The following is a 12,378-nucleotide window of genomic DNA, read 5'->3' as shown; positions in this document are numbered from 1 at the left end:
AGAACTATTCTGCCGCCATGCGCCTTATCGCATCACACAGGAATTTAAATCCGTCCGCCGCCCCGTCGCTCATATGCCGCGCACGCAGCCAGCCATGGATCATTTGCGGTTCCTCGCGGTACGTCACATCAATCCCGGCCCGGGCAAGGCGCGCGGTATATTCCCGCCCGTCATCGCGCAGCGGATCAAAATAGGCCGCGGTGATATAGGTGGGCGGCAACCCGCGCAGATCCTCTGCCGATAACGGATAGGCCACCGGATCATCCATCGGCGCCTTCAGGACATCGCGATAATAAATCACATCATCGGTGCTTAAACCGGGGGCGGATGCCATCTGCCCATAGGATGGCCAGCCAAGATCACCACCAAGGGCCGGATAAATCAGGACCTGCCCGACAACCCCCGCGCCAAGCCCCTCGTCGCGCGCCCGGATCGCAAGCCCGCCGGCCAATGTCGCCCCGGCACTATCGCCAATCAGGACGACCTCCGCACCATGCGACAGCACATCGCGCGCAACCGCAAACGCATCCTGATGTGCGGCCGGCCAGATATGTTCGGGGGCCAGCCGGTAATCGACCGATATCATTTCCGCGCCCGCCGCCTCGGCAATCTCGGCACAGATCGCATCATGGCTATCCAGCGACCCGACGATAAACCCGCCACCATGCAGGTAAAGCAACTTCCGCGTTGTTCTGATTTTCGCCGGACGATAAATCCTGACCGCCACCCCGGCAATATGATCATCACAGGTCAGAAGCCCCGGCGGATGGGGATAGGCAAAGGCATCGCAAAGGGCGCCATACCATTTGCGTTGCTGCGCAATATCAGCGGCAACCGCATCGGGCGGATAAAACCGGTCGCATGTGGCTATGAAGTCACGGATGCCTGCTTCGTCGGGCATCGGGCTATAGGCGATATCGGGCATCGCCTGATCGGACCCGTCCATGTCGCACAACTTCCCCAATGATGTTTTGATGTTTGTACGCGCAAGCCTAACGCCAATCACGCGCGCTTGAAAAGCATGCAAATGCGCCATGGCGGTTTTGTGACCTCGATCCCCCGGATCGGCCCGATCATAAATCGGTAAAATCTATCAAAAAATTCAAAAATAACTATTTAACCTATACACTCAAAACGCGTTAGCCTGCTTGACAGCATCGCCTGACATGACGCCCAATGATTTAACAATCTCGTCTTGTTGCGATCACAAGTTTCGACATTACCTTGAACAGGGAAGCATCACGCCGAAATGTTCACCAGAATGTTCAAATATTCCTGCGGTCAATATGACCGACTCACGACCCGGCGGGAGAGAGAAACCAGAAGTCGATACAAGACCGCGAATTGGGGATGCCCCATCATGCCGCAATCCGCAAATATCGCTTTGGGTAAAACCTGACCGGATCAGGAAAACAGGAACAGCCAGCCATTACGGGAGAGAGAAATGGACGGAAAACAGACAGCAGGGAAATGCCCGGTCATGCATGGCGGTATGACCGCACTGGGCACCACGGTTATGGATTGGTGGCCAAACGCGCTTAACTTCGACATCCTGCATCAGCACGATATGAAAACCAATCCGCTGGGCAAGGATTTCAACTACCGCGAAGAACTCAAAAAGCTCGACGTCGAAGGCCTTAAAAACGACCTTCGCGCGCTGATGAATGAAAGCCAGGAATGGTGGCCCGCCGACTGGGGAAGCTATGTTGGCATGTTCGCCCGTGTCGCATGGCATTCCGCCGGCTCCTACCGTCTGGCCGATGGCCGTGGTGGTGGCGGCACCGGCAACCAGCGTTTCGCCCCGCTCAACTCCTGGCCTGATAACGTCAACACCGACAAGGGCCGCCGTCTGCTCTGGCCGATCAAGCGCAAATATGGCAACAAAATCTCCTGGGCCGATCTGATGATCCTGGCCGGCACGATTGCCTATGAAGTCGCGGGCCTTAAAACCTATGGCTTCGCCTTTGGCCGCGAAGATGTCTGGCACCCGGAAAAGGACACCTATTGGGGTGCGGAAAAGGAATGGCTGGCACCAAGCGACAGCCGTTACGAGGACATCACCCGCCCCGACACCATGCAAAACCCGCTGGCCGCTGTTCAGATGGGCCTGATCTATGTAAACCCGGAAGGCGTGAACGGGCAGCCCGACCCGATGAAAACCGCCGCCCAGGTCCGCGAAACCTTCGCCCGCATGGCGATGGATGACGAGGAAACCGCAGCCCTCACCGCTGGTGGCCACACCATCGGCAAATCGCACGGCAATGGCTCGCCGTCGGACCTCAGCCCCGAACCAGAAGCCGCCGACGTCGAATATCAGGGCATCGGCTGGATGAAAACCAATGGCCGTGGCATTGGCCGCGATACCATGGTTTCGGGCATCGAAGGCGCATGGACCACCAACCCGACCAAATGGGATATGGGCTGGTTCGATATGCTGTTTGGCCACGAGTGGGAGCTTAAGAAAAGCCCGGCTGGTGCATGGCAGTGGGAACCGACCGACATCAAGGAAGAAGACATGCCGGTCGATGTCGAGGATCCCTCGATCCGCTGCAAGCCGATCATGACCGATGCCGATATGGCGATGAAGGTCGACCCGACCTATAACGCCATCTGCCAGAAATTCATGAAGGACCCGGAATATTTCTCCGAAACCTTTGCCCGCGCATGGTTCAAACTGACCCATCGCGACATGGGCCCGAAGGTCCGCTATGTCGGCCCGGACGTGCCCAAGGAAGACCTGATCTGGCAGGACCCGATCCCGTCTGTTGATTACACGCTCTCGGACGCCGAAATCGCCGATCTCAAGTCCAAACTACTCAGCAGCGGCCTCACCAGTGCCGAACTGATCAACACCGCTTGGGATAGTGCCCGGACCTATCGCGGATCGGACATGCGCGGCGGTGCCAATGGCGCGCGCATCCGTCTGGCCCCGCAAAAGGACTGGGCGGGGAACGAGCCCGAACGCCTTGCCAAGGTTCTCAAAACCCTGGAAGGCATTCAGGCAGGCCTTGCCAAGAAAGTCAGCCTTGCCGATCTGATCGTGCTCGGTGGGACTGCGGCGGTTGAAAAGGCCGCGAAGGATGCCGGCGTCAACATCACCGTCCCGTTCGCACCGGGCCGCGGCGATGCAACCGCCGAAATGACCGATGCCGCAAGCTTCGAGCCGCTCGAACCGCTGGCCGATGGCTATCGCAACTGGCTGAAAGACGATTATGTGGTCTCGCCCGAAGAAATGATGCTGGACCGGACCCAGCTCATGGGCCTGACCGCACCGGAAATGACCGCACTGGTCGGTGGCATGCGCGTTCTTGGCACCAATCATGGTAGCACCAAACACGGCGTCTTTACCGACCGTGTCGGCAAACTGACGACCGACTTCTTCGTCAACCTGACCGACATGGCCTATAGCTGGAAACCGGCGGGCGACAACCTTTACAACATCGTTGATCGCAAAACCGGCCAGACCAAATGGACGGCAACCCGCGTTGACCTCGTGTTTGGCTCAAACGCCATCCTGCGCGCCTATGCCGAAGTCTACGCCCAGGACGACAACCACGAGAAGTTCGTCAAGGACTTCGTCGCGGCCTGGACCAAGGTGATGAACGCGGACCGGTTTGATCTGGCAGCGTAAGGGTTGCGTGCCTTTGAGATGATCTGGATTGTAGCTTTCGGGCTCTGACAAACGAACACCCCCGGTCGTGAGGCTGGGGGTGTTTTTATACAACTAGAGCTTCAATACCATCAAGATTTTGAGCTTGTTCTGTCAATGTCGATGAAGTCTTCAGCAAGAGCTGTATGTGGATTTCGACTATCAGCCTCCCCGGACTGAGATCTAAGCGGATTTAACGTTCTATTAATCAAAGCCGAATTTACATGTGAACACAAACGACTCAATGTCAAAAGTTCGTTTTCATCCTTATTCCATTTCAGCATCAAAAAAACGAACAAAAATCTCATCTTTGGGGATCCTACAATAAAATATAGATCGTTCCTTATCGATGACCCCATCGTCGTTATTACAAATGAAATCGCCAGAATAAAAACTGCGGTTACTTGAAGAAAATTCTTCAGAATTATCTCGGAAAACGAAAACACATTAAAAACCAACATATCCTCATCATTCACCTCATCAAACCATCTAAATGCTTTAAAACCAAAATACAACGCAAATGCGGCCGAAGAAACAAGGGCAGCTGTACGCATAAAAAACATTTTTCTATCAATAAAAATCATTGACGGATAATGAACCAAAACGCTCTTTATTTCCTCTATAGAATATTCTTTTCTTCTATTAAATAAATCTCTAATTTTTTCTTTTAGTGAAAGATGGAAACCCCATATGATGATAGATAAGCGGTTTCCAATCGTGTACCTTGAGAAGAACTCGCCTGAAACAGAACTTCCGACACATTCCGCCATGTATTTAATAGAGTTTGGCTCATTCCACAGCACTTGATACAAATTTTCTTTCCGAACCGCTTCTATCAACAAGTAAGTAAGCGGATTTTCACGAAACATTAACTGCATCAAGGCACCTTTACACACCAAGTATTCAAAAAATTGCTTGTGTGGGAATCTTAAATTATCCTCTCCCCCAACAGGGTCTGGAATCAGTATTCCTGCACTACAGACATCGGAAACAATAATTTGAACCTTGTCACTAAGTGTCTCATTCTTATATTGTTCTTCGAATTTCATAAATGAGTTGAGAACCTCCTCAACACCACCTTTTGCGAGACACAACTCTCTAAGATTTCCATAAGTATCCTTAACAAGATCAGTAACTTGCACACGCGAGATCGTGTTTTTGCCTCCCAAAGCTGCCATCCTCATTGCGACACAGGATGTTAATAGCTCTCGCACTGATTTATGAAGCACAAGATATCTTGCTCCTTCAGGCGCATCAAACTCGACAACATCCCTCTCCAACTCTGCTTCTTTCCTCGTAAAAATAGCTTCAAGGTATTTCTCGACTAAGATCGCTCCAGTTAGAGGTTCTCCTTCAGAAGTTAGTTTGACTATTTCTTTCCATATCGTTGCCACAACTGGCAACATTGATGGCCTGCTAACAATCTCAAGGAAGTCCGGATTTTCTTGTGACGCTTTCAATATTCCTTGCTTAATGTCATCTGGAAAATTTCTGCATGCTTCTGCCACCTGAGATTGAGTCATTTTCTTCAGGCACCATACTTCTGAAAATGCCGCCCCAGCAGCAGCTCGCGCTACGTTTCGGCGCAAGGTACGATTGACTTCTTTTTGGTTAAGAAAGAAATTCGGTCGACCTGTAAAAATAATTTTTGTTTGTGGAAATGCAAACTTCCACAGCGCATTGAAGTGCTCGTGCCTATCGTAAGCACGCCCTGAGTTTTTCAGTTCATCAAACCCTTCAAATATCACTATGGCGCCACCACTTTTAATCAGGTTATAAACCCGATCACCAAGCAAACCGTATCGCCCCCCCCAGACCGACAAAAGTGCTATGGGATCCGCGTCGCTAGGGCTTTTGCTTCTTAATTCTATTAAAAGTGGAATTTTTTCACCTACATCACCTGTTCTGATAAATTTATTTGCCCATTCGTAACAGTACTTCAACATTGCAGTACTTTTACCTTGGCCATATTCACCAGTTATGGAAAGGTGGCGTTTACTATCTTCCTGCACCCACTCTTTAAGAAGGTCATCGAGTTTTACAACAACATCGCGGTTTTCATCAGAGTAGACGTCCAGCGGAACAAAAGAATTCGCGACAGTCACATCCAAACCACCTACTTTTGTACCTTCAAATTGTCGCACTATTTCTCTTGCGTAGTTGTGGAGATCCAAACCACCCAGAATGAGTTCCCGACTACTAATCAACTCAATTGAGAAAGATTTGACATCAATTTTTCTTCGGCGTGTAACATCACTTTGGCCCGCATTATAAACACCAAATATGTTCCAGTTCGCCCCAGCCTGAAGTGTATCGTAAAGCTCAGTAACTCTCTGTTCTAATTGTTCTTGGCTCGGCTCTTCGTCAAATATTAGCAGCACCAGCGGCTCTGTTTCGGTTGAAAGCGCTTGATAAACTTCGCCTACCCACAGCTTGTATCGATCCCGCCAGCCATTATCCGGGATTGTTGCCTCTTTTAGCTGCGAACAAAACAAATCTCGAAGTAACACGTGATTTGGGACTGGCTTTGGTAGCTCTGGTGATCGCTGCTCCCATGTCAGCGCCTCTTCGCTTGTAAACGCATCTTCCTTGCGTTCGATCATTAGCTTAAACTGTTGATAGGCTAATAATAATAGGCTGTTTTGATCAAAATGCTTGGATAGCTCAAACTCCGACATTCTTGGTGGGGCCTCCCAAGAAGTAACTGCTTCCCTCCCAAAACGCCAAATTGCTGTAATCGCAAGTGCTGTCATCCCGAAAATCCCAAGCTGCCCAAGACGACTTCCGATGTCAGCTACATCAGCAATGCCAAAATATTGCGTTATCGCGTGCGCGACAATACTTCCCAAAGACATCCCGGCAGCGGATATGCCCAAAGCCAAACAAGCCAAGATAGAGCTAAGTACCGCAAGCGCGAACCTCGCTTTTGAGGCCCTTTGCTTTAACTTCATACGGATTATTGTGATCAAAAGAATAAAGAATAATACGCCAAATAAGCACGCCAATCCAACCGCGACCACATAACCCACAGCTATCTCTCCCGTAACGTCAAAGCACATCACACACTAATGATACCTAGACTAAGTCTATTACCAAGCACAACCAAACTTTAGAAAAAAATAATGCATAAACATTTATGCCTGGATCAGACCTCTGTCAGAGCAACTGGCAAAGCCCTTTCCAAAAATCAGAGGAGTATAGAAAAACTTTTGTGTCGTTCTAATGTTGGCACGCGCTGAACACTTACCACTATTTTCGAATGAAACGACATAGACTATCAATATGGAGTTGAACCTCTATAGCGAACAAGCATTTGGGATATCTTCGAGACAACTGGCAAGGAAGGCATACGCTGTTATTCGTGCTGTGCATCAAACTGATCCTTGTCCACGCTCTGATCCTGTTTGCCGACCGATATACGGTCCCACCCTATATCCCAGATCGCAATCCCGGCTCTGATCGCGACGGTTGCTTTCATCATCGTCTCATGGCGTTGTTTTTCGTCGGGGTATTTCCCCTCCCCAAAAAAAGTAAGATCGTAAAGCCCATGACAAGATCCGGAGGGCAAGGGATAGCTATAAACATTTGAACGGCAAGGTCTTGTGAGCAGCTTCGCCATACTCAATCTTCGGCTTAGGATCGTTCGACTGAGAGATTTTCTCGCAGCCTAAGTCGGGGCTGCATACTGACCGATGGGATCCGGAATCCGGGCTTCTACCATTCTCGCAAACAGGCAACCATCGGTCCCTTTGCCCACTTCTTTTCGACAATGGCGATACTTCCGGCAACCGAGGAAGCTCAGACAAACTTCGGGCCTCCATCAACCTCGCCAACAGACGGTCTCCGAGCTCGTCACCCGCTCAAGTCACGTTCGGCAATGGCGGACTTCCCGCAACCGATGAAGCCCGGACACACTTCGGGCGTACGGCCCCCACCTGTCCACCATCGGCGGGCCACGCTCAGTGCTGCCCGCTGCTGCCATCGCTGCCGCTCCCGGCAGATTTAAACTCATCCCTTCTCAACAAGACGCACCTCTCCCGTCATGACAAATGACCGGGTTAGTCCCCTTAGTCCCTTTAGTCCTGGGGCAGAATGCCGCCGTAATGGCTCCGCCATCCGCCACCCCATATCCTGCGGAGTGCCCCGCCGCCCTGCCCGTGTCTATGTCCGTATCTTTGCCGCTGCATCCTGATCACCTCTTTGATCCGGCCCCAAACGCAAAAACCCGCAAGGGCACTGGGCGCATTGCTGTTGACTCCTGTTGCCATACAGGTGGCAACAGGGCTGTGCGACAATGGTCTATTGGACGCCAACACGACGATACCTTAGGAACGGAAACAAAATGAAACTCGCATCAATCCGCTTCATCGCAGCCGATATCAAGCAAATGGTCGCGTTTTACGAAATGATCTTGGGCCGCAAGGCGGAGTGGCTTGCTCCAGTCTTCGCTGAGCTTGTGGGACCTGGTGCAACGCTTGCAATCGGCGCATCTGAAACTGTAGCACTTTGGAAAGAAGGAAGTGGTGAGCCGGGAGCCAATCGGACGGCCTATCTGGAGATTCAGGTTGAGGATGTCGATGCGGAATTCGAGCGCCTGAAGGACAAAGTGCAACTAGTGCACGACCTGAAGACGATGCCGTGGGGCAACAAGACATTTCAATTCCGCGATCCGGAAGGAAACGCAGTCTCGATTTACATGCCGGAAACGGAAGCCGCCAAAAAGCGCTTCGCTACACGATAGAAATGGCAATGGCCCCGCCACTCGACGCGCTCTTAAATAATGCGGAGGAAGGCTGCTGACATTTTTGCGACCAGTTCCTCGAACGCATATTTTTTTGATCTGAACGATCCGCTCTGATCACGGTTAAGGCGGGTTTTATGCCCAGTAGCATGAAGGCATTCGTGCAGGGCTGTGCGATGCCAATTAATCGGGTCGAAATAGGACTGGGGTGGCGGAACCGGTGCTGCGGTCCTGGTATCTACGGCCCCGGGAACAACCAATTCACCCGCCGGGGGTAAATTCCTTGCGAAAGTCGATGCCGGGCTAGGTTCGGTCAAAATTTACAATGACGGCACCAACCTGACCGAACTTGAAGGCGTTTCGGGCGGCGGCGGAACATCCGGTGGTGGCTATGTCGATATCGGGGAAACCGGTGGCGGAGAATCCATGCCGATTACCGGACCGCGACTGACGATGCGCTACTGCATCGTGACCGATGGCCTTTGGCCACCAAGACCCTGCCCCCGAAATCCGAATAACTTCCGGGCAGCACAAGCAGCCTGGCGACGATGGATGCAACGGCAGAACAGCTCAGCCAAAACCGGACTTCCCGCAATCAGGGAAGTCCGGACGAACCTCGGGCTTTGGCATCCTCGCCTGCGAGGTGCAGACAGGCCGCCTCGGCCACGACCCGCTCTGGTACCTTGCGGCTATGAAGACATTTCCGGCAACACGCGAACCCCGGACAAATCTCGTGCCTCCACCAGTCTCGCCAAACAGGCCATCTCGGGCCCGCCACCCGCTCCGGTCACTTCGGCAACGTCGACATTTCCGGCAACCGATGAAGCCCGGACACACCTCGGGCCTTCGCAAACCTCGCGAACTGACGGTCTCCGGGCCCACGACCCGCTCCGGTCACTTTCGGCAACGGCGACACTTTCCGCTAACCGCCGAGGTCCGGACACACTTCGGGCGTACGGCCCCCACCGGTCCACCATCGGCGGGCCACGCTCAATGCTGTCCGCTGCTGCCATCGCTGCCGCTCCCGGCAGGTTCAACTTCTCCCTCGTCAACAAGACGCACCTCTCCCGTCATGACAAATGATCGGGCTAGTCCCCTTAGTCCCTCTTAGTCCTGGGGCAGAATACCGCCGTAATGGCTCCGCCATCCGCCGACCCATATCCTGCGGAGTACCCCGCTGCCCTGCCCGTGTCTGTCTCCGTATCTTTGCCGCTGCATCCTGACCCCCTCTTTCATCCGGCCCCAAACGCAAAAACCCGCGAGGCTCAAGGCCTCGCGGGTTTCGGTCCGGGCGGTTTTCTCCCGTTGACTTTCCTTTTATGCCATAAACAAAAGAACAAATCAAGAACTTTTTTCAGGAAATTTTATATGCCGCCGGAAAGGGCCGCAGGCACCCCGCCCAGGCATATGGTCGGCGGCCATACGTCCGGGAGGGCCATCCGAACGACCGGTTATGCAGTATCGGACGCCAGAACCGGCCCCTGACGATATGACTTCTGTGGCTTGATCTTGCAGGAGTGAATTTCATGTCGCGTTCGGCCGAACTCCGTTCCGCCCGTAAAGACCCATCAGACCAGACGCCGGGGGTGCTCCCCGATGGCGCGGCTCTGCGCACCATACAGCGCCGACGAAAACGTGTTCTTCGCATTGGCGTTGTCGTGCTTCTGGTTCTTGTGGCCGGAAGCCGGGCGATGGCGGAGCGCCAGAGCGAGCTTCACGACATGATCGAAGCCACCGGGCTGTTTGCGATTGGCGTCTGCATCTTTGGGCGTGGCTGGTGCTCCCTTTATATCGGCGGGCGCAAGAAAACAGAACTTGTCACCACCGGGCCTTATTCCAGCTGCCGAAATCCGCTTTATGTTTTCAACATGATCGGAGCCTTCGGTGTCGGGGCACAGACCGGCAGTGTCGTGCTTGGCTGTCTGTTTGCCGGCCTGTGCTGGATGGTGTTTCGCAATGTTGTCGCGCACGAAGAGGCATTGCTCTCGGAACGTTTTGGCAAGGCATTCCGGCGCTATCAAAATACCGTCCCGCGCTTTCGCCCGACCTGGTTTCGCTGGCGGGATGAGGAAAACCTGCTGTGCAAACCGGCACTGTTTTTATCCACAACGCGCGATGCGATGTGGTTTCTGGTTGCCGGACCGATATTTGAAGGCATCAAGCTGATGCAGGATAAGGGATGGCTGACACCGCTGATCCATCTGCCCTAGCTATCGAACCTCAACAGGGTGTTCCGGTTTAACCTGAAGCGACTGGGCGGCTGGGCGGTTGATAGCGGCGGATAGATGCACTGTCTTTTATCCCGCCATGTATCCCCACCTTGCGGTCTTGCGGGCTGAGCCAATCCCCCGAAGGAGCATCTCTTTTGCCCGTTGATCCGATGTCTGGGTGCACACGGTTGGGCATAACCCCTTCACGCCAACATGATGACGAAAGCAAGACCAGAACTGCACACCACAACAATAGCGGATTAGAAACTGACATGAAACCGACCGAAAAACCCCAACATAGCCTCACAATCGGACGCCGCAGTTTTCTGGGTGGCGCGGCGGCACTTGGTGTTGGTGCCGGATTGGCAGCCCCCGCCATTATCACCCGCGCGGCCGCGACAGAGGCTTCCTCGATCATCGCGTTGCGAGACCACGACCTGCCCTTTATCGCCACCGAAGAGACCTATACCACCGACGAACTGATCGCGCTCAACGCGATTAACGATGATCACGTGGAATACCTCAAGGAAACCGGTCTTGCCGAACTCGGCCCTGGCCGCATCGGGGCCATGGATCAGGCGGGGATCAATGTTCAGATCCTTTCTGCACATACGCCGGGCGTCCAGGATCTCGCGGGTCAGGAAGGCATCGATTTTGCCTATCGCCTCAACAGGATGATTGCCACGGGCCCGATGGTCACCTATCCGGGGCGGTTCCGGGCCTATGCAACCCTGCCGCTGCAGGACCCGGTGGCATCAGCGGACGAGCTGGAACGCGCCGTTCGCGAGGATGGCTTTGTCGGCGCCATGACCAATGGCTTCATTGGCAAAAAGTTTCTCGACCATCCCGATTTCGAGCCCCTTCTGGCCCGTGCCGAGGCACTTGGCGTGCCGATATACCTGCATCCGGGCTTCCCGCCCAAGGAAGTCTTCGACATTTACTACCGCATCATGCAGCCGGGATATAATGACGAATATCAGGACTACATTCTCAGTGGCTCAGGATATGGTTGGCATCAGGAGGTGCTTACGCAATGCCTTCGACTGATCATGACCGGGGTGTTCGACAGATTCCCCAAACTGCAGATGATCATCGGCCACATGGGAGAAGGCCTTCCATTCTACTACGAGCGTATCGTCGGGGATTTGGGCGATACGACCGAGCGCTCACTAAACAAGCCCATCGGCCAGTACTTCAATGACAATTTCTGGTACACGACCAGCGCATTTTTCCAGGATGAACTGCTTCATCTTTTGCTGAGATACATCAGCGTGGACCGCGTGATGTTTGGAACCGATTATCCGTTTGCAGACATGAAGCAGGGCACCGACTGGTTTCGCGCAGTCGATCTGCCCCGTGAAGCCAAGGAAAAAATTGCGTTCCGAAATGCGGAAAAACTGTTCGGCATAAAGGTCTGATCCGTCCGCCCGTGCCACTACGGGCGGATAGCCTACGCGCCCAGACTGCGCAGGACGAAATACGCGAAATGCGTTGCTGGCGTAAACCCAGGACTGTTCCAACAGGCAATAAAAAGACCCTGTCGCCAAAGGTGACAGGGTCTTTTTATTGGTTGCGGGGGCAGGATTAGCGCTCACTTTGTTCGCTCAGCTCCGCCCTTATGGGCTCCGCAAAGAACCTGGCAACAGGCTTGGCCTGTTGCGGGTTCCAATCCATAAGCCCCCGGCAAACGAACATTAAAAAAGCCCGCCACGAGGGCGAGCTTTTTTAAAGTTGGTTGCGGGGGCAGGATTTGAACCTACGCAGTCTGCGCGCGGGCT

General features: G+C 53.4%; 8 protein-coding genes. 4 read left to right on the top strand and 4 right to left on the bottom strand.

The annotated features are described in order from the left end of the window. Positions 1–4 precede the first annotated feature (4 nt). A complete protein-coding gene (locus AUP42_RS18830; protein ID WP_062953150.1) occupies positions 5–946 on the bottom strand; it encodes an alpha/beta hydrolase in 942 nt (313 codons plus the stop codon). Between the two features lie 498 nt (positions 947–1,444). On the opposite strand from AUP42_RS18830, the gene katG reads away from it, so the two are divergent. Next, positions 1,445–3,631 carry a catalase/peroxidase HPI gene (gene katG / locus AUP42_RS18825; protein WP_062953149.1) on the top strand — a complete coding sequence of 729 codons (2,187 nt, stop codon included), beginning with the start codon at positions 1,445–1,447 and terminating at the stop codon, positions 3,629–3,631. A gap of 110 nt (positions 3,632–3,741) precedes the next feature. On the opposite strand, the gene AUP42_RS18820 is transcribed toward katG, so the two are convergent. Next, a complete protein-coding gene (locus tag AUP42_RS18820; protein ID WP_062953148.1) occupies positions 3,742–6,678 on the bottom strand; it encodes an NACHT domain-containing protein in 2,937 nt (978 codons plus the stop codon). Between the two features lie 326 nt (positions 6,679–7,004). Continuing rightward, complete coding sequence (locus AUP42_RS21450; protein ID WP_156484658.1) at positions 7,005–7,268, bottom strand: hypothetical protein; 264 nt, start codon at positions 7,266–7,268, stop codon at positions 7,005–7,007. A 723-nt stretch (positions 7,269–7,991) separates the two neighbouring features. Here AUP42_RS21450 and AUP42_RS18815 point away from each other — a divergent pair. Beyond that, complete coding sequence (locus tag AUP42_RS18815) at positions 7,992–8,390, top strand: VOC family protein (RefSeq protein WP_062953147.1); 399 nt, start codon at positions 7,992–7,994, stop codon at positions 8,388–8,390. Positions 8,391–8,422: 32 nt separating this feature from the next. Here the strand turns inward: AUP42_RS18815 and AUP42_RS21805 are convergent, their stop codons facing one another. Beyond that, positions 8,423–8,650, bottom strand: a complete 228-nt coding sequence (locus AUP42_RS21805) for a zincin-like metallopeptidase domain-containing protein (RefSeq protein ID WP_231858349.1) — start codon at positions 8,648–8,650, stop codon at positions 8,423–8,425. A 1,266-nt stretch (positions 8,651–9,916) separates the two neighbouring features. On the opposite strand from AUP42_RS21805, the gene AUP42_RS18810 reads away from it, so the two are divergent. Both AUP42_RS18810 and AUP42_RS18805 read left to right on the top strand, forming a co-directional pair. After that, on the top strand, positions 9,917–10,600 hold the full coding sequence (locus AUP42_RS18810; protein WP_082824854.1) for a methyltransferase family protein: 684 nt from the start codon (positions 9,917–9,919) through the stop codon (positions 10,598–10,600). 272 nt (positions 10,601–10,872) lie between these two features. Further along, a complete protein-coding gene (locus AUP42_RS18805; protein ID WP_062953146.1) occupies positions 10,873–12,018 on the top strand; it encodes an amidohydrolase family protein in 1,146 nt (381 codons plus the stop codon). Positions 12,019–12,378: the final 360 nt, after the last annotated feature.

Origin of the sequence: Thalassospira lucentensis (assembly GCF_001613805.1) — a bacterium.
Classification (GTDB): domain Bacteria; phylum Pseudomonadota; class Alphaproteobacteria; order Rhodospirillales; family Thalassospiraceae; genus Thalassospira; species Thalassospira lucentensis_A.
The sequence above is the reverse complement of the archived record's forward strand: the minus strand, read 5'-3'. Positions and strand labels throughout refer to the sequence as shown.

Bases quoted from the DNA above. Each gene is read 5' to 3' on its own strand.
- AUP42_RS18830 (WP_062953150.1), bottom strand. From the start codon at position 946: ATGGACGGGTCCGATCAGGCGATGCCCGATATCGCCTATAGCCCGATG.
- AUP42_RS18810 (WP_082824854.1), top strand. From the start codon at position 9,917: ATGTCGCGTTCGGCCGAACTCCGTTCCGCCCGTAAAGACCCATCAGAC.
- katG (WP_062953149.1), top strand. From the start codon at position 1,445: ATGGACGGAAAACAGACAGCAGGGAAATGCCCGGTCATGCATGGCGGT.
- AUP42_RS18805 (WP_062953146.1), top strand. From the start codon at position 10,873: ATGAAACCGACCGAAAAACCCCAACATAGCCTCACAATCGGACGCCGC.
- AUP42_RS18815 (WP_062953147.1), top strand. From the start codon at position 7,992: ATGAAACTCGCATCAATCCGCTTCATCGCAGCCGATATCAAGCAAATG.
- AUP42_RS21450 (WP_156484658.1), bottom strand. From the start codon at position 7,268: ATGGCGAAGCTGCTCACAAGACCTTGCCGTTCAAATGTTTATAGCTAT.